This window comes from Fulvimonas soli, assembly GCF_003148905.1.
In the GTDB taxonomy this organism is placed as follows: Bacteria; Pseudomonadota; Gammaproteobacteria; order Xanthomonadales; family Rhodanobacteraceae; genus Fulvimonas; species Fulvimonas soli.
This window is the reverse complement of the sequence record NZ_QGHC01000002.1, coordinates 190,260-209,367: the sequence shown is the minus strand read 5'-3', so window position 1 is coordinate 209,367 and position 19,108 is coordinate 190,260. Positions and strand designations below refer to the sequence as shown.

Sequence of the window (19,108 nt, the reverse complement as noted above, 5' to 3'; positions counted from 1 at the left end):
GCCTTGCCGCACACTGCCGCCCATGACGAGGACGGTCGTGGCCCATGCGTAGCAAGCTGTTCGTGCCGGGGGCGCGGCCGGAGCTGTTCGCCAAGGCGCTGGCCGGCCCGGCCGACGCGCTCTCCTTCGACCTGGAGGATGCGGTCGCGGCGGGCCGCAAGGACGAGGCGCGCGCGCAGGTGGCCGCCTTCGTCGGCTCGGCCGCGGTCCGCGCCGCGGCCAAGGTGGTGATCGTGCGCGTCAACGCGCCGGGCACGCCGTACTTCGAGGACGACCTGCGCGCGGTGGCGTGCCCGGGCGTGGCCCTGCTCAACCTGCCCAAGCTGGAATCCGCCGCGGCGCTGCGCGCGGCCGCGGCCGCGGTGGAGCGCGCCGAGCGGGCCAACGGCGTGGCCGCGCCGATCCGCCTGCTGGTCAATATCGAAACCCCGCTGGCGCTGGCGCGGGCCGCCGCGCTGGCCGGCGCGCACCCGCGCGTGGCCGGCCTGCAGCTGGGGCTGGGCGACCTGTTCGAGCCGCAGGGGATCGACCGCCGCGACGCCGCCAGCGTGCACGCGGCGATGTTCGCGGTGCGCATGGCGGCGGCGCAGGCGGACGTGTTCGCCCTCGACGGCGCCTTCGCCGACCTGGCCGACGACGCCGGCTTCGCGGCGGAGGCGCGCATGGCGCGGCGGCTGGGCTACCTGGGCAAGAGCTGCATCCATCCGCGCCAGGTGGCGCTGGCCAACGCGGCGTTCGCGCCGTCGGAGGCGGAACTGGCGGCCGCGCGGCGCATCGTCGCCGCGGCGGCCGAGGCCGAGCGCGCGGGCCGCGGTGCCTTCGTGGTCGACGGACGCATGATCGACCTGCCCTTCCTCAAGCGCGCGCAGGCGATCGTGGCCGCGGCCGGATGAGCGTGGCATCGCGGGGCTGCCGTCGCGCCGCCCGTCCGCGGCCGGGCCGGCTGCGCCGCGCCGCCGCGTGGCTGGCGCTGTGCGGCCTGCTGCTGCTGTGCCAGCCGGCGCTGGCGGACAGCCTCGCGCCGGTGCGCCGCACGCCGCTGCCCGCGCTCGCCGCGCCGGGCGCGCTGCAGGGCCTGGCTGCGGTGGACGGGCAGGCGGTGGCGATCGTCGGCGGCACGCCCTGGGGGCTGGACCCGCAGGGCGGCGCCTGGCGGCCGCTGCGCTGGCGCGGCGGCGCCGTGCCGGCACGCCTGGCCGGGCTGTTCGGCGACGGCCGGCGCGCCTACGCGCTGCTCGGTACGCCGCAAGCGGTCGAGGGCGTGGCGCGGCTGCGCCTGGCCGGCGACGCGCTGTCGCTGCAGCCGCTGCCGCCGTTGCCGGCGCCGCTGGCCGCGGCGCGCGGCGCGCTGGACGACACCCTGGTCTACCTGGCGGGCCGGGCGGGGCCGGCGATGCGGCTGCTGCGCCTCGCGCCGGAAGCCGAGCGTCCGCAGTGGACGGCGGCCGACGGCTGGCCGACCGCGACGGCGGCGACCACGCTGGCGGCGCAGGGCGGGGCGCTGTACGCCACCGTGCCCGCCGCGGCCGGCGGCCGCGAGCGGCTGTGGCGCTGGACGCCCGCCGCGGGCTGGGCGCCGCGCGGCGCGCTGCCCGGCACGCCGGCGGCCGGCGCGGCGCGCGCGCTCGGCCAGGCGAACCTGCTCTACCTGCTGCGCGGCGCGGACGGCGCGGTGCGGCCCACCACCTTCCAGACCATCACCGGCGCGTGGGCGGCGCTGCCCGGCACGACCGCCGGCGACGCGGCGGCGGCCGCCGCCTGGCGGGACGGCCTGCTGCTCGCCACCGCCGCCGGCGACGGCCGCGTCGCCTTCGCCTCGGCCCAGGTGCAGTCCGGCAAGCTGCTGCTGCGCTGGCTGGACTGGCTCGTGATCGTGGCCTACCTCGCCGCGATGATCGGCATCGGCCTGTACTTCTACCTGCGCGAGAAGCGCGGCTCGACCTCCAGCTTCTTCGTCGGCGGCCGCAGCATCCCGTTCTGGGCCGCCGGCATCAGCCTGTACGCGGCCAACACCAGCTCGATCAGCTTCATCGCGATCCCGGCCAAGGCGTTCGAGAGCAACTGGCAGTACCTCACCAACAACCTGATCGCGGTGTTCGGGCTGATGTTCGTGGCGGTGTGGATCGTGCCGCTGCTGCGCCGGCTGGACCTGATGAGCGTGTTCTCCTACCTGGAGACGCGCTTCCACCCGGCCATCCGCATGCTGGCCAGCGCGCTGTGCATCCTCACCCAGCTGGGCAGCCGGATGAGCGTGATCCTGTTCCTGCCGGCGCTGGCGATCGCCACCATCACCGGCATCAGCGTCGCCTGGAGCGTGGTGCTGATGGGCGGCTTCACCATCGTCTACACCGCGATGGGCGGCATGAAGGCGGTGATCTGGACCGACGTGGTGCAGGTGATCGTGAAGATGGGCGGCGCGATCTTCGCCATCGGCTTCATCGTCTGGCACCTGCACGGCGGCCTGGGCGAGTTCATGGCCACCGCGACGGCCGAGCACAAGATGAAGCTCCTGGACTTCAGCTTCGACCTCACCCAGGCCACGGTGTGGGGCTTCGTGATCCTGGTGCTGTTCGACGTGGTGCTGACCTTCCCCAAGGACCAGGTGCTGATGCAGCGCACGCTGTCGACCCGGTCCGACAGGGAGGCGGGCCGCTCGATCTGGGCGTTCGCCGCGATCATGATCCCGGGCGGCTTCGTGTTCTACCTGATCGGCACCGCGCTGTTCGTCTACTACAAGGCGCACCCGGAGCGGATGAACCCGCTGCTGCCGATCGACGCCACCTTCCCGCTGTTCATCGCCGCCGAGCTGCCGATGGGCGTGACCGGGCTGATCGTGGCGGGCATCTTCGCCGCGGCGATGGCCACCCTGTCGGGCATCATGAACAGCGTGGCCACGCTAATCTCGGTGGACTTCTACGAGCGGCTGGTGAAGAACCCCACGCAGAAGCGGAGCGTGTTCTTCGCCGAGCTGATGACGGTGGCGGTGGGCCTGGTCGGGATCGGCCTGGCGCTGCTGCTGTCGCGCTTCGACGTGCGCTCGCTGTTCGACGTCTCGATCGAGCTGGCCGGCCTGCTCGGCGGCGGCTTCGCCGGCGCCTACACGCTGGGCATGTTCACCCGCCGCGCCAACGCGCCGGGCGTGGCGATCGGCATCGGCGCCAGCATCTGCCTCACCCTGGTGGCGTGGTGGTTCAAGCTGGTGCACCCGTACTTCTACCTGGCGATCTCGATCTTCCTGTGCATCGCCGTCGGCTACCTGGCGAGCCTGTGCTTCCCGCCGCCGCGGCGCTCGCTGAAGGGCCTGACCATCTATGCCGACGCGGACGACTGACCCGCCGCGCGGATGTCCAACGGCACGTCGCGGCGCGCGCCGCGGCGGCTATAGTCGGACGCCGGATGCGCGCCCGCCGCGCGCGTAGCGAGACGCCGTGGAAACCCAGTTCCTGCATACCTTCGTCACCGTCGTCGAGCAGGGCTCGATGGCCGCGGCGGCGCGCGCGCTCAACATCACGCCGGCGGCGGTGGCGCAGCAGATCCGCACGCTGGAGCGCGAGATCGGCGCGCCGCTGATCGCCCGCGTGGGCCGCACGGTGAGCGTCACCGAGGAGGGTTCGCGCATCCTGGAGCGCACCCGCGAGCTGCTGCGCGGGGTGGCCGACCTGCGCAGCCTGGCCAACGAGAGCGCGGTCTCCGGCGAGCTGCGCCTGGGCGCCTGCCCCACCGCGCTGGCCGGCATGCTGCCGGACGTGCTGGCGCGGATGGTGGAGGCCTTCCCGAAGATCAACGTGTTCATCAAGCCGGGCTACTCGGCCGACCTGTACCGCGCGGTGGAGGGCGGCGAGCTCGACGCGGCGGTGGTGCTGCAGGCGCCGTTCCCGCTGCCCAAGACCTGCGAGTGGCAGCTGCTGCGCGAGGAGCCGCTGATCGTGCTGGCGCCCGCGGGCATGGCCGGGCGCGACCCGCACGAGCTGCTGGCGACGCAGCCGCTGATCCGCTACGACCGCAACCAGTGGGGCGGCCGCCAGGCCGACGAGTACCTGCGCGCCAACGGCATCGTGCCGCGCGAGCGCTTCGAGCTCAACGCGCTCAACGCGATCGCGGTGATGGTCGACCGCGGGCTGGGCGTGTCGCTGGTGCCGGACTGGGCGCGGCCCTGGCCGGAGGGCCTGCGGCTGGCGCGCATCCCGCTGCCGGGCGCGACGGTGCCGCGGCGCATCGGCATCGTGTGGTCGCGTTCCAGCGTGCGCGTGCGGCTGGTGACGGCGCTGCTGCAGGAGAGCCGCAACGCGGTGCAGTCCGGTTGCGCGGACCGGCGCCGGCCGGCGCCCTGACGCGCCCGCGCGCGCCGGCGCGCGCCGGCGGCCGATGCTGCGCCGCGACATAGTTTTGCTTCGCTCGTAAGCAACAAAAACTAGCCTCTGAACATAGTCCGCGCCGGTTCTATGCCGGCGGCGAAGCGCATAGGCTCGCTCGCACTTTCGAGCACAGCGCGAGTAGTGACGCCGGGGGAGGGCGTCGCCCAGGCCGAAGCAGCACGCCGCTCCTGACGCACCGCACGCCATGCCACGGGCCCGCCTCGCGCGCCGGCCCGCCGCCACCCGCACACCAAGAGAACCGCCCATGATCAAGCCACTCACCGCAGCGATCGGCAGCATCCTGTTGGCCTCCGCCTTCGGCGCGCACGCGCGCGGTGGCGCGACCGGGCCGCAGGACGGCGCCGCGCAGGACGCCGGCACGAAGGACACCCAGGACGCGAAGGACGCCAGGAAGAAGGAGAAGACGCCGGTGGAGCTCGGCCAGGTGATCGTCACCGGCACGCGCAGCCCCAAGGCGATCGACGAGATCCCCGGCGCGATCACCGTGGTGTCCAAGGAGGAGATCCAGCACACCCTGCTGGTCACCGAGGACGCCACCGCGGTGCTGGCGCGCTCGGTGCCCGGCTACGCCGAGTCCTCGCAGGCGATGAGCAACACCGGCGAGACGCTGCGCGGGCGCATCCCGCTGCGCCTGTTCGACGGCGTGCCGCAGGGCTCGCCGCTGCGCGAGGGCACCCGCAACGGCACCTTCACCGACATGGGCATCGTCGGCCGCGTCGAGGTGATCAACGGCCCGTCCGCCTCCGAGGGCATCGGCGCCGCCGGCGGCATCATCAACTACATCTCCAAGGTGCCCACCAAGATGGGCAACGAGACCACGCTGACCACGCGCTACCAGACCCAGGGGCCGCGCGACAGCGGCGGCTGGAAGGTGGGGATGACCTTCGCGCGCAAGCAGGAGAACTACGACCTGCTGGTGGCCGGCTCGTACATCGACCGCGGCATCACCTACGACGGCAACGGCCGCCGCATCGGCCTCAACACCAGCGGCTCGCTGGCCGACTCCACCTCGAAGAACCTGTTCCTCAAGGGCGGCTTCAACTTCGGCCAGGACAACGACCAGCGCCTGCAGGCCAGCTACAGCCGCTTCAAGATCGAGGGCAAGGGCGACTACGTCCAGGTGCTCGGCTGCCGCGGCCCCACCGACGACCCGCCGTGCGCCGTGCCGCGCACCAACACCTCGGAGAAGGGCCACATCTTCGGCTCCAAGGACGCCTTCAACGACTTCAAGCAGTACAACGTGCAGTACACCCACGACCGCTTCCTCGGCGGCTCGCTGGACCTCAACGCCTACAAGGCCGACCAGGCGATGCGCTACCTGCCGGAGAACACCGAGGACAAGCAGGACCCGCTGATCGCCCCGCTCGGCACGCTGTACGACCAGTCCGAGATCGACGCGCACAAGAAGGGCCTGCGCACCTCGTGGACGCGGCCGGACCTGTTCGTCGAGGGGCTGGAGCTGCACACCGGCGTGGACTTCGTCCGCGACGAGGCGCAGCAGCGGCTGGCGCTGACCGACCGCCTGTGGGTGCCGCCGATGAAGTACAAGAGCACCGCGCCGTATGCCCAGCTGTCCTGGGACGTCGGCCCGCTCACGCTGAGCGCCGGCTACCGCCGCGAGGACGACAAGCTCACCGTCAACAGCTACACCACCACCTACTACAACAACCGCGTGTTCGTGCAGGGCGGCTCGCTCAAGTACAAGGAGAACCTGAAGAACGCCGGCGTGATCTGGCGCATCGGCAGCGAGTGGTCGGTGTACGGCTCCTACAGCGAGGGCTTCACCCTGCCCAACATCGGCATCCCGCTGCGCAACATCAACGTGCCGGGGCAGTCGGTGTCGCGCATCCGCGACCTGGAGCCGATCATCTTCAAGAACGACGAGTTCGGCTTCAACTGGCACGGCGACAACGCCGCCTTCGGCGCCACCCACTACATCTCCAAGTCGCCGTTCGGCGCCTCGCTGGCGGTGGACCCGCACACCAGCGACTTCATCCTGTCGCGCGCGCCGGTACGCATCGAGGGCACCGAGCTGACCGGCGAGTGGCGCATCAGCGAGGCGTGGAAGGCCACCGCGCTGTACTCGCACATCACCGGCAAGACCGCGTTCTGGTCCGCCGACCCGGCCGGCCGCTACGGCGCGGGCGGGCTCAACAAGCCGCTGGGCGTGCTGGACATCAACCCGGACAAGTTCGCCTGGGCGGTGACCTGGAACTTCCTGCCCAACGCCGACGCCACCCTGGGCGCGACCACCCTGGCCGGCCGCCACGTCTCCGGCCACGACACGCGCGCCTACGACGGCGCCACCTTCAGCTACGAGGAAAAGACCCACGGCTACACGCTGTTCGACCTGGGCGTGAACTACGACCTGGGCCGCGACGGCAAGCTGTCGCTGGGCGTGGAGAACCTGTTCGACAAGCAGTACATCCTGAGCTGGTCGCAGCTGGCCGGCTACCAGAACTACTGGGCCGGCCGCGGCCGGGTGACCTCGCTGACCTACACCATCACGTTCTGAGCCCCGCAGGGCACCGGCGCGGCCCGCGAGGGTCGCGCCGCCACTTTTTTTTGGGACGCATCGACGTTGGACGCACGACGCACAAGCAGGCGCAGGACGTGGGCGGCCGCGCTGGCGGCCGCGCTGCTCGCCGCCACGCCGGGCGCGCCGGCGTCCAGCGCGCCGCCGGCTCCCGCCGCGGCGATGCCGGGCTTCGCGCCCGCGCGGCTGGCGCGGCTGCACGACTGGCTGCGCCGCGCCACCGCCGCGGACGGCTACCTCGGCGCCGTGTCGCTGCTGATGCGCGACGGCCGCGTCGTCGACTGGCAAGCCTACGGCTACCGCGACCTCGCCCGCCGCACGCCGATGCGCCGCGACGACATCTTCCGCATCTACTCGATGACCAAGACGGTGACCACGGTCGCGGTGATGATGCTGGTGGAGGAGGGCAAGCTCGCGCTGGACGATCCGCTGTCGCGCTACCTGCCCGGCTTCGACGCGCCGCAGGTGCTCGCCGGCGGCAGCGCGGACGCGCCGCGGCTGCGCCCCGCGCGCCGGCCGCTCACGCTGCACGCGCTGCTCACCCACACCGCCGGCTACCCGGCCGGGCTGCCCGGCGACGAAACGGCGGTGCAGGTGATGGAGCGCATCGACCCGCACGGCGCGGCCGACCTGCGCGGCTTCGCCGAGCGCATGAGCCGGGTGCCGCTGGCCGCCGACCCGGGCACCCGCTTCGGCTACGACGGCGCCTCGCTGGAGCTGCTGGCGCGGGTGGTGGAGGTGGCCTCGGGGCAATCCTTCGCCGATTTCCTCCAGCGGCGCATCTTCGCGCCGCTGCGCATGCGCGACACCGGCTTCGCCGTGCCCGCCGCGCAGCGCGGCCGCGTCGCCGATCTCACCACGATGGGCGCCGACGGCCGGCTGCGCCTGGCCGACACCGCCAGCGCGCGGCATCCCGGCGCGCCGCTCAACGCCTACGCCAGCGGCGCGGGCGGCTTGTATTCCACCGCGCCCGACTACGCGCGCTTCGCGCAGATGCTGCTGGACGGCGGCGCGCTCGACGGCCGGCGCCTGCTGGGGCGCAAGACGGTGGAGTCGATGCTGAGCAACCACCTGGGCATGCTCGACCCGCCGGTGGACCAGTTCAGCGCCGGCGAGGGCTTCGGCCTGGGCGGCTACGTGGTGCTCGACCCCGCGCTGCGCGGCCAGCTCGGCTCGCCCGGCCAGTTCGGCTGGTCCGGCGCGGCGTCCACCTACTACAGCATCGACCCGAAGGAGCGGCTGCTCGCCATCCTGCTGCTGCAGCACCTGCCGCGCGAGGACGGCGGCAAGGACCTGCCGCGGCTGGCGCACCGCTTCTACGACCTGGTCTACCAGGCGCTGCCATGAGCGCGGGCGGCGTGCTGGTGGCCGGCTCGGCCAACCTCGATTTCGTGGTGCGCGCGCCGCACGTGCCGGCGCTGGGCGAGACCGTGCTCGGCCACGGCTTCGCCACCTTTCCCGGCGGCAAGGGCGCCAACCAGGCGGTGGCCTGCGCGCGCGCGGGCGGCGCGGCCACGCGCATGCTGCTGGCACTGGGCGAGGACGCCCACGCCGCGCCGGTCGAGGCCTCGCTGCGCGCGGCCGGCGTGGCGCTGGAAGCGGTACGGGTGCGCGAACAACCCACCGGCGCGGCCTTCGTCTGCCTCGCCGACGACGCCGAGAACGCGATCACCGTGGCGCCCGGCGCCAACGCGCTGCTGCGGCCGGAGCACCTGCCGCCGCTGGACGGCGCGAGCCACCTGCTGATGCAGCTGGAGGTGCCGCTGGACAGCGTGGCCGCCTGGGCGCGCGCGGCGCGCGCCGCCGGCGTCGCGGTGGCGCTCAACGCCGCGCCCGCGCGGGCGCTGCCGCCGCGCCTGCTGGCCGACTGCGACCTGCTGCTGGTCAACCAGGGCGAGCTGGCCGTGCTGAGCGGGGTGGAGGGCGTGGCCGCCGGCATGGCCATGCTGGACGCGCCGGCGCTGGTGGTGACGCTGGGCGCGCGCGGCTGCTGCGCGCGCGTGGACGGCGAGTGGCTGCTGCAACCGGCCTTCGCGGTGCGCGCGGTGGACACCACCGGCGCGGGCGACACCTTCTGCGGCACGCTGGTGGCCGCGCTCGCCCGCGGCCTGCCGTTCGCGCAGGGGCTGCGCCGCGCCGCCGCCGCATCTGCGCTAGCCTGCACGCGGCTGGGCGCGCAGGCCGGCGTGCCGGCGCAGGCGGAGGTCGAGCGGCTGCTCGCCGCCGCGCCCGCGCCCGCCGCCGCCGCGCACGCCGCGCTCGCCGCCTACTGCGGCCTCGACTTCCCCTGACCCGAAGCACGCCATGACCATCGCCCCCGAACCGCCGCGCGAGGACCCTGCCGACGAGGCGCCGCCGCCCGCGGTGAAGACCGAGTACAAGTTCTCCCACGTCACCACCGGCCGCTACCTGCCCACGCCCGGCAAGGCGCCGGGCTGGCCGTTCGCCGAGATCGGCCACTGGAAGATCGACGTGGACGGCAGCGTCGACGACTGGATCGCCGAGCTGACCGACTGGCGGCGCGAGCACCTGATCCGCATCGGCTACGACGACGCCAACTACCGCCGCCCCGAGCTCGCGTGGGCGCAGCGCAACTTCGTGCACGCGCAGATGATGGCGGAGGAGCGCTACTTCTACGACCCGGTCGCCGGCCGCTACACGGTGGACCGCTACCTGGACGACCTGGAGGCGCGCTACGGCGGCATCGACAGCGTGCTGATCTGGTACGTCTACCCCAACATCGGCATCGACGACCGCAACCAGTTCGACCTGGCGCGCGACCTGCCCGGCGGCCTCGACGGCCTGCGCGGCGCGGTCGAGGACTTCCACCGCCGCGGCGTGCGCGTGTTCCTGCCCACCATGCCGTGGGACAACGGCACGCGGCCGGCCGGCAAGCGCGACTGGCAGGCGATCGCCGAGCTGGTCGCCGCGGTGGGCGCCGACGGCATCAACGGCGACACCTACAACGGCGTGCCGCGCGCCTTCTTCGACGCCTGCGACGCGCTCGGCCATCCGGTGGTATTGCAGCCGGAGTCCACCATCAGCGCCGAGGAGCAGCTGATCTGGAACGTGCAGAGCTGGGGCAAGAAGGCGCCCAACGAGGTCGTCCCGCCGGTGGCCAAGTTCAAGTGGCTGGAACCGCGCCACATGATCAACTACGAGAACCGCTGGGGCCGCGACCGCACCCACGACCTGCAGTACGTCTTCTTCAACGGCATCGGCTACAACGCCTGGGAGAACGTCTGGGGCCTGTGGAACCAGCTCGTGCCGCGCGACGCCGAGGCGCTGCGCCGGATCGCCGCGATCGAGCGGCAGTTCGCGCCGGCGCTGGTGAGCATGGACTGGCGCCCATACGAGCGCACCCTGCAGGCCGGCGTGTTCGCCAGCCGCTTCCCGCTGCCGGCGTACACGCTGTGGACGGTGGTCAACCGCAACGAGTACGCGGTGGAGGGCGAGCAGCTCGCCGTGCCGCACCGCGAAGGCGCGCGCTACTACGACGTCTGGCACGGCACGGCGCTGGCGCCGCGGCTGGACGGCGGCCGCGCGGTGCTCGACTTCCCGCTGGAGGGCCGCGGCTTCGGCGCGGTGCTGGCGCTGGCGCCGGGCGCCGCGCCGGACGGCCTGGACGCCTTCCTCGAACGCATGCGCGCGCGGGCGGCCACGCCGCTGCACGCCTACGCGAACCAGTGGCGCGCGCTGCCGCAGCGGCTGCGGCCGATCGCGCGCACCGCGCCCGCGGCCGCGCCGCCGCCGGGCATGCTGGCGATCCCCGCCGGCGAGTTCGACTTCGCGGTGGGCGGTGTGGAAATCGAGGGGCAGACCTGGGCCGGCAACGACGTGCAGTACCCGTGGGAAGACGTCCCGCGCCGCCACCATCGCCGGCGCATGCGCATCGACGCCTTCCACATCGACCGCACGCCGGTGACCAACGAGGCGTTCCACGCCTTCCTGCGCGACAGCGGCTGGCGCCCGCGCGACGCGCACAACTTCCTGCGCCACTGGATCGACGGCGTGCCGCCGCCCGGCTGGGAGCGCAAGCCGGTGACCTGGGTGGCGCTGGAGGACGCGCGCGCCTACGCCGCCTGGGCCGGCAAGCGCCTGCCGCACGAATGGGAATGGCAGTACGCCGCGCAGGGCGGCGACGGCCGTCTCTATCCGTGGGGCGACGCCTGGGACGACGCCCGCGTGCCCGCCGCGCACCGCGGCCGCACGCTGCGCGCGCCGGACGACGTGGACGCGCATCCCGACGGCGCCAGCCCGTTCGGCGTGCTCGACCTGGTCGGCAACGTGTGGCAGTGGACCGACGAGTACGAGGACGCGCACACCCGCGCGGCGATCCTGCGCGGCGGCAGCCGCTACCGCCCGCGCACCTCGCACTGGTACTTCCCGCAGGCCTACCGGCTCGACCAGCACGGCAAGTACCTGCTGATGGCGCCGTGCAAGGACCGCTCCGGCTGCATCGGCTTCCGCTGCGTCGTGGATGCCGGATGAGGCTTGCGCGGCCGACCTGCCTGCTGCTGGCGGCGCTGGCCTGGGCCGTCGCCGGGGTCGGTCACGCGCTGACCAAGAAGATCGTGCTGGTCGGCGGCGTCGGCCACGAGGGTCCGGCGCGCCACGACTACGGCGACGGCGTGCGCCTGCTCGCCGGCTTCCTCGCCGCGCTGCCGCAGGCGCGCGGCCTGCGGGTGGAAAGCCATCCGGACGGCTGGCCGTCCGATCCGCACGCCTTCGACGGCGCGGATACGGTGGTGCTGTATCTGGACGGCGACGCGCGGCACCCGCTGCTGGACCCCGCCCGGCGGCGCGCGTTCGAGGCGTTGATGCGCCGCGGCGTGGGGCTGGTGGCGCTGCACCAGGCCTCCACCGTGCCCGCCGGCGACGCCGCGATCGGCCTGTCGCGCTGGCTGGGCGCGGCGCGCCACGGCCTGTACGACCGCACCACCGAGACCGCGACGCTGCGCCCCGTGGCGGCGCATCCGGTGCTGCGCGGCGTGCGGGCGTTCGCCTACCGCGACGAGTTCTATCCCACCTTCCGCTACGCCCCGGGCGCGGTGCCGCTGCTCGAAGCCACGCTGCACGCGCAGTACCGCGCCGGCCGCGCGGTGGTCGAGGACCGGCCCGAGGACGTGCCGGTCGCCTGGGCCTTCGAGCGTCCCGGCGGCGGCCGCGCCTTCGGCTACAGCGGCGGCCACTACCTGGTGGCGCTGGACCAGCCGATGCTGCGCCGGCTGCTGCTCAACGCGATCCTGTGGAGCGCCGGCATCGAGGTGCCGCGCGCGGGCGCCGCGATCGCCGGTGCGCCCGGCGCGGCCGCGCGCATCGCCGTGCGCGAGGAGGCCGCCGCCGCACCGGCCGCGCCGGAGGGCCCGCGCCTGGACGTGCCCACGTTCCACCACGACGCGCAGCGCAGCGGCTGGAACGCCGCGGAGACCGCGCTCGCGCCGGCGCGCGTGGCCGGCCCCGCGTTCGGCCTGCTGTGGGAATCGCCGCCCCTGGACGCCGCCGATGGCCAGCCGCCGCGGCTGTACGCCTCGCCGCTGTACCTGGAGCGCCTGGCGGTCAGCGCCGGCGAGCACCGCGGCGAGCGTTTCGCGGCGGCGATCGTGGCCAGCAGCAACGGCTACGTCTACGCGATCAACACGGCCAGGGCCGGCGACGTGGCGCCCGGGCGCATCCTCTGGCGCACGCGCCTGGCCGCGCCGTGCCACCTGCAGCCGGCGCCGCTGGACGGCGTGCCCACCGGCATCCTGGGCACGCCGGTCGCCGACGTGGCGCGCGGCCGCCTCTACGTGACCCACTGCGACCCGCGCAGCCGCTGGCAGGCCTACGCGCTGGACCTGGGCAGCGGCGCCGTGCTGCCCGGCTGGCCGGTGCGGCTGGACGAGCCGCGGCTGAACGCGGTCAACCGCAACGCCGGCCCGCACCCGGTGCCGCCCACGCGGCGCTTCGACTTCCGCGTGCAGCGCGGCGCGCTCAACCTGAGCCCGGACGGCACGCGGCTGTACGTCACCTTCGGCGAGACCGAGACCGGCTGGCTGGCCGCGGTGGACACCGTGCACGCGCGGGTCGACAGCGCCTTCGCCGCGGTGGCGATGCCGCACCGGGGCAGCGGCGGCATCTGGGGCGCGGGCGGCCCGGCGGTGGACGCCGACGGCAGCGTCTACGTCGCCACCGGCAGCGGCTTCGACGGCTACCGCGAGCAGCCGCACGACTGGACGCAGTCGGTGCTGAAGCTGTCCGACCGCGCCGGCGAGGGGCTGCGCCTGGCCGGCACCTACACGCCCTTCAACTATTGCGCGACGGCGAAGATGGACATCGACCTGGGCTCCGGCGGCGTGGCGCTGCTGCCCGTGCTCGATCCCGCCGCCACCGCCACGCCGCGCCTGCTGGCGCTGGGCGGCAAGCAGGGCAACGCCTACCTGCTCGACCGCGACCGCCTGCCCGGGCGGCTCGACCGCCGCCCGCCGTGCGGCGCCGATGCCGCCGCGGACGGCTCGCTGCTGCCGCCGCAGCGCCAGCCCCAGTTCGCCGGGCGCGGCCCGCTCAACGTGTTCGGCCCGTACTCGGACGACGACGCGGCGCTGGACGCGGCCCGCGGCCGCTCGGTGCCGGCCGCGTTCCGCGGCGGCGACGGCACGCTCTACGTGTACCTGACCGGCAACACCCGCGCGGGCAAGGGCTCCACGCGCGCGGTGCCGCCGTCGCTGGTGCGGTTGCGCGTGGTGGCCGCGCCCGGCCGACCCGCCTGGCTGGCGGTGGACCGGCGGCAGCCGTCGGTGGTGTTCGGCAATCCCGGCTCGCCGGTGGTGAGCAGCCGCGGCGCGCGCGACGCCGTCGTCTGGGTGCTGGACGAGAACGCGCCGCGCTCGGCGCCGCTGGCCGGCGCCGGCGCGCCGGCGCCGGTGCTGTACGCCTTCGACGCGGACAGCCTGCGCCTGCTCTGGCGCAGCGCGCCGGGCGAGCTGTCCACCGGCGGCAAGTACGCCGAGCCGGTGGTCGCGCGCGGCCTGGTGCTGGTGGGCACCGACCGCCTGCAGGCCTTCGGCCTGGGCGCGGTCCATGCCGTGCACGTGCCGGCGGCCGCGCCGGCGGCGGCACCCGCACCGGCCGCCGTGTCCAGCGGCCTCGACGGCGCCACGCTGTTCGCCCGGCGCTGCGCCGCCTGCCACGACCAGCCGCAGGGCAACGTGCCGCCGCGCGCGCTGCTCGCGCGGCGCACGCACGCACAGATCGTGCAGGCGCTGACCCAAGGCGCGATGCGCGCGCAGGCCGCCGGCCTCGGCGCGCAGGACATCGACGCCCTCGCCCGCTACCTCACCGGGAAGACCGAATGACCCCGCCCACCACGACCCTGCGCGGCCTGCTCGGCGACGCGCTGGAAGCCAACCGGCGCGGCCGCCTGTCGCACTTCATCGTCGACGAGCACAGCCCCGCCATCGCGCTGTTCGCGCCCGCGCGGCGGCGCGAGAACCGCGAGGGCGACTGGTACGGCGAGCACGCCGGCAAGTGGCTGGTCGCCGCCGCCCGGGCCGCCGCGCGCAGCGGCGACGCGGCGCTGCGTGCGCGCGTGCTGCGCGTGGCCGGCTACCTGGTCTCGGTGCAGGAGGCCGACGGCTACCTCGGCACCTACGCGCCGGAGCGCCGCTTCATGCGCCCGCAGCCGCCCAAGCCGGTCAGCTGGGACGGCGCGCCCGCCGTGCGCACCTGGGACGTGTGGACCCACGCCTACCTGATCCTCGGCCTGCTGGAGGTGCACCGCCACTTCGGCGGCGCGGCGCACCTGGAGGCCGCATGCCGCATCGGCGACCTGTGCCTGCGCACGCTCACCGCCGGCGGCATCGACATCACCGAGCTGGGCAACCACTTCGGGCTGTCCGCCAGCGTGCTGCTGGACCCGGCGGTGGAGCTGTACTTCGCCACCGGCGAGCCGCGCTACCTGGAGCTGGCGCGCACCGTGCTGCGCCAGGCCGACGGCTGCCCGCAGCTGGCCCTGCTGAGTCGCGCGCTGGCCGGCGCGGACGCGGCGGAGATCGCCACCGGCAAGGCCTACCAGCTGGCCTGGAACCTGGTCGGCCTGGCCAAGCTGCACCGCGCCACCGGCGAGCCCGAGCTGCTGCGCGCGGTCGAGTCGCTGTGGCGCAGCATCCGCGAGCACCACCTCACCCTCGGCGGCGGGCCGTGGGGCGGCGTGGCGCTGCGCTCGCGCGAGGTGTTCAACCCGCCCGGCGTGTTCAGCCCCTACGGCTACGTGGAGACCTGCTCGACGCTGGCCTGGCTCCAGCTCAACCGCGAGCTGCTCGCGATCACCGGCGCGGCGCGCTACGCCGAGGAGATCGAGCGCGCGGCCTACAACGACCTGCTCGGCGCGCAGGCGCCCGACGGCGAGGACTGGTGCTACTACGTGTTCCCCAACGGCCGGCGCGTGCACACCACCTACTGGCGCTGCTGCAAGTCCAGCGGCGCGATGGCGCTGGAGGAGCTGCCCGCGCTCGCCTACGCGCAGGACGCCGACGGCGTCGCGGTGCAGCTGTACGGGCCGGGCGAGGCGCGCTTCGCGCGGGACGACGCGGGCGAGGTGCGGCTGCTGCAGGAGACCGCCTACCCCTTCCCGGACGACGTGCGCCTGCGCGTCGCGGTGGAGCGCCCCGCGCGCTTCCGGCTGCGGCTGCGCATCCCTTCCTGGGCCGACGGCGCCACGCTCGCGGTCGACGGCCGCGCGGCCGGCGTGCCGGTGCAGCCGGGCGGCTTCGCCGCGATCGAGCGCGAGTGGCGCGGCGGCGAGGCGATCCTGCTGCGCCTGCCGATGCGGCCGCGATTGCATCGCGCGGTCAACCGCAACGTGCAGGAGTCGCGCGCGCCGGATGGCAGCCCGGTGCGGCAGGAGGTGCTGCGTTTCGAGTACGCGGCGGTGACCTGCGGCCCGCTGGTCTACGCCACCGGCCTGATCGACGGCTTCAAGACCGAGGAGACGCTGCGCCTGCCCGACGCGCCGCCGGAGGCCTGGCTGGCCCTGCGGCCGGCGGCGGCCGACGGCCTGCCGCGCATCGCGCTCGACCCGGGCTACCGCGCGCCGCTGCTGTTCGCGCCCTACTTCGCCGCGGGCGGGCGCGCGGACGGCGCCTGGCGGCTGACCTGGCTGCCGCTGGCGCCGGCACCGTGAAGCGGCGCTGCAGCCTCACACAAGAATTTGTGGCGCCAGAACATATCAACCGCGCCTGTTTCCCGGCCGGGGGCTGCGGCACAGTGGCGGCCGGGGGCAGGTCTCACCGGAAACGCGCAGCGCATGGACACCACACCGCCTGATTCGAACGCCGCCCGCGGCCGGGGCCCGCTCGCCGGCATCCGCGTGCTGGACCTGAGCGCCTACATCGCCGGCCCCTACGGCTGCACCCTGCTGGCCGACCAGGGCGCCGACGTGATCAAGATCGAGCCGCCCGGCGGCGACAACCTGCGCCAGTACCCCTCGACCCTGCCCAGCGAGAGCCGCGCCTTCCTCGGCGTCAACCGCAGCAAGCGCGGCGTCGTGCTGGACCTGAAGCGCGCCGAGGACCACGCCGCGCTGCTGCGGCTGGTGCGCGAGGCCGACGTGCTGGTGCACAACTTCCGGCCGAGCGTGCCGCCGCGGCTGGGCATCGACCATCCGCGCCTGGCGCGGCTCAACCCGCGGCTGATCTACTGCGCGGTCACCGGCTACGGCGAGCGGGGCCCGATGAAGGACAAGGCCGGCTACGACCAGGTGCTGCAGACCATGACCGGCATGTGCGCGCTGCAGGGCAAGCGCGGCGGGCCGCCGGAGATCATCTACGGCTCGGTGGTGGACTACTACGCGGCGGCGCTGCTCGCCGCCGGGGTGGCCTCGGCGCTGTACGAGCGCGAGCGCAGCGGGCTGGGCCAGTTCGTCGGCGTGTCGCTGCTGCGCAGCGCGCTGACCATGCAGTCGGCGCGGATGATCTGGGCCGAGGGCGAGGCGCTGGACATCGGCCGCGACATGCGCTCGGGCGGCGTCACCGGCATCCATCCCACGCGCGAGGGCTACCTGTACCTGTCGGCCAACACGCCGCGCTTCTGGAAGGCGCTGTGCGAGAAGACCGGCCTGCAGCGTCTGCACGACGACCCGCGCTACGACACCGTGCGCAAGCGCGCCGAGCGCTACGCCGAGATCGTGCCGCAGCTGCACGCCGCGCTGGCCGCGCGCAGCGCGCTGGAGTGGGAGGCGCTGTTCGGCGACGAGGTGCCGTGCGCCGCGGCGCGGCGCATCGAGGACATGTTCGACCACCCGCAGGTGCTCGCCGAGGGCATGGTGGCGGGCTTCGAGCATCCCGCCGTGGGCCGCTACCGCGGCGTCGCCCACCCGATCAAGTTCGGCCGCACGCCGGGGCCGGCCGCGTTCGCCGCGCCGCTGCTGGACCAGGACGCCGCGGCCATCCTCGGCCGCGCCGCGGCGCCGCGGCGCGATCCCGGCGAGGACCCGGGCGACTAGCCGTCCCGCGTTCCGCTCCGTCGCGCGGCCGCGATGAATACGTATGCAGGCCGCTGGTTGCTGCACCGCGATGCTGCCTACCCTTGGGGCCCCTTCGCCGCGAACCCCGCGCATCGCATGACTTCGTCCGCCACTTGCCTGGGATGCCCCGCGTGACGCCGCGCCGGCGACCGTTCCGCGCCGGCACGGAGCGCGCGGCATGAAGGCGCGGCCCGCGCTGTCGTTCCGGCAGATCTGGAACATGTGCTTCGGCTTCTTCGGCATCCAGTTCGGCTTCGCGCTGCAGACGGCCGAGGTCAGCCGCATCTTCCAGACGCTGGGCGCCTCGCTGGAGCAGATCCCGGTGCTGTGGGTGGCCGCGCCGGTCACCGGGCTGCTGGTGCAGCCGGTCGTCGGCCACCTGTCCGACCGCACCTGGACGCGGCTCGGGCGCCGCCGCCCGTACTTCCTCGCCGGCGCGCTGCTCGCCGCGCTGTCGCTGCTGTGGATGCCGAACGCCGCGACGCTGTGGACGGCGGCGGCGCTGCTGTGGCTGATGGACGCCTCGATCAACGTCTCGATGGAGCCGTTCCGCGCCTTCGTCGGCGACCAGCTGCCGCCCGCGCAGCGGCCGCTGGGCTACGCCGTGCAGGGCTTCTTCATCGCGCTCGGCGCGGTGGTCGCCTCGGCCATGCCCTGGCTGCTGGCGCGCTGCGGCGTGGCCAACGCCGCGCCGCCCGGCGGCATCCCCGACACCGTGCGCTACGCCTTCTACGCCGGCGGCGCGGCGCTGCTCGGCGCGGTGCTGTGGACGGTGGCGAGCACGCGCGAGTATCCGCCCGGGCAACTGCTCGCGTTCGACCCGGCGCCCGCCGGCGGGGACCGCCCGTCGCCCGCGGGCGCGGCGCGCAACGGCATCGCCTGGGCGCTGGCCGGCGCGCTGGGCACGGCGCTGGTCTGGCGCTTCGCCCTGCAGCGCGAGCTGTACCTGCTGTCGGTCGGCATGCTGGCCTACGGCGCGCTGCTGCTGTGGCTGGCGCGCACGCGCCGGCGCAACCTGCTGGCGCAGGTGCTGGGCGACCTGCACGCGATGCCCGAGGCGATGCGCCGGCTGGCCTGGGTGCAGCTGTTCTCGTGGTTCGCGCTGTTCGCGCTGTGGATCTACGCCACCGCGGCGGTGACCGCGGTGCACTTCGGCAGCGCCGACCCGCATTCGGCGGCCTACAACGAGGGCGCCAACTGGGTCGGCGTGCTGTTCGCCGCCTACAACGGCTTCGCCGCGCTGGCGGCGATCACGATCCCGTGGATGGTGCGCCGCTGGGGCCTGCAGGCCAGCCACCTGGCCAACCTGTGGCTGGGCGGCGCAGGGCTGCTGTCGTTCCTGCTGATCCGCGACCCGCACTGGCTGCTGCTGCCGATGCTCGGCGTGGGCTTCGCCTGGGCATCGATCCTGTCGCTGCCCTACGCGATGCTGTCGGACAGCCTGCCGGCGGCGAAGATGGGCGTGTACATGGGCATCTTCAACTTCTTCATCGTGATCCCGCAGCTGGTGGCGGCCAGCGTGCTGGGCGCGCTGCTGCGGCTGTTCTTCCACGGCCAGGCGGTGTGGGCGCTGGCGCTGGGCGGGGCCAGCCTGTTCGCGGCGGGGCTGTGCACGCTGCGCGTGCGGCTGGAAGAGTCGCCGGCGATGGGCTGACCGATGCCGGACCGCTACGGGTGCCGCACACGGCAACCCGA

Annotated in this window: 11 protein-coding genes; all 11 read left to right on the top strand. The window is 74.4% G+C overall.

The genetic code is table 11. The features are described from left to right. Positions 1-44 precede the first annotated feature (44 nt). The 11 genes from C7456_RS03045 to C7456_RS02995 all read left to right on the top strand — a co-directional run bounded on the left by C7456_RS03045 (position 45) and on the right by C7456_RS02995 (position 19,067). Positions 45-893 carry an HpcH/HpaI aldolase/citrate lyase family protein gene (locus C7456_RS03045; RefSeq protein WP_109722290.1) on the top strand — a complete coding sequence of 283 codons (849 nt, stop codon included), beginning with the start codon at positions 45-47 and terminating at the stop codon, positions 891-893. Continuing rightward, a complete protein-coding gene (locus C7456_RS03040) occupies positions 890-3,331 on the top strand; it encodes a sodium:solute symporter family protein (protein WP_109722289.1) in 2,442 nt (813 codons plus the stop codon). Before C7456_RS03045 ends, C7456_RS03040 begins: the two co-directional genes overlap by 4 nt. 97 nt (positions 3,332-3,428) lie before the next feature. After that, the gene (locus tag C7456_RS03035) at positions 3,429-4,331 is read left to right on the top strand and encodes a LysR family transcriptional regulator (protein WP_109722288.1); all 903 of its coding nucleotides are present in this window, start codon (positions 3,429-3,431) and stop codon (positions 4,329-4,331) included. Between the two features lie 289 nt (positions 4,332-4,620). After that, on the top strand, positions 4,621-6,891 hold the full coding sequence (locus C7456_RS03030; protein ID WP_109722287.1) for a TonB-dependent receptor: 2,271 nt from the start codon (positions 4,621-4,623) through the stop codon (positions 6,889-6,891). A 66-nt stretch (positions 6,892-6,957) separates the two neighbouring features. After that, complete coding sequence (locus C7456_RS03025) at positions 6,958-8,259, top strand: serine hydrolase domain-containing protein (protein WP_109722286.1); 1,302 nt, start codon at positions 6,958-6,960, stop codon at positions 8,257-8,259. Beyond that, a complete protein-coding gene (locus tag C7456_RS03020; RefSeq protein ID WP_109722285.1) occupies positions 8,256-9,203 on the top strand; it encodes a ribokinase in 948 nt (315 codons plus the stop codon). The genes C7456_RS03025 and C7456_RS03020 overlap by 4 nt, the downstream gene beginning before the upstream one ends. Before the next feature lie 13 nt (positions 9,204-9,216). After that, entirely contained in the window at positions 9,217-11,403 is a 2,187-nt protein-coding gene (locus C7456_RS03015; RefSeq protein ID WP_109722284.1) for an SUMF1/EgtB/PvdO family nonheme iron enzyme, read from the top strand. After that, on the top strand, positions 11,400-14,246 hold the full coding sequence (locus C7456_RS03010) for a ThuA domain-containing protein (protein WP_109722283.1): 2,847 nt from the start codon (positions 11,400-11,402) through the stop codon (positions 14,244-14,246). The genes C7456_RS03015 and C7456_RS03010 overlap by 4 nt, the downstream gene beginning before the upstream one ends. Further along, positions 14,243-16,072, top strand: coding sequence for a glycoside hydrolase family 127 protein (locus tag C7456_RS03005; RefSeq protein WP_109722282.1), 1,830 nt, complete (start codon positions 14,243-14,245; stop codon positions 16,070-16,072). Before C7456_RS03010 ends, C7456_RS03005 begins: the two co-directional genes overlap by 4 nt. A 123-nt stretch (positions 16,073-16,195) precedes the next feature. Next, complete coding sequence (locus C7456_RS03000; protein WP_109722281.1) at positions 16,196-17,392, top strand: CoA transferase; 1,197 nt, start codon at positions 16,196-16,198, stop codon at positions 17,390-17,392. Between the two features lie 199 nt (positions 17,393-17,591). After that, positions 17,592-19,067, top strand: a complete 1,476-nt coding sequence (locus C7456_RS02995) for an MFS transporter (protein WP_109722280.1) — start codon at positions 17,592-17,594, stop codon at positions 19,065-19,067. Positions 19,068-19,108: the final 41 nt, after the last annotated feature.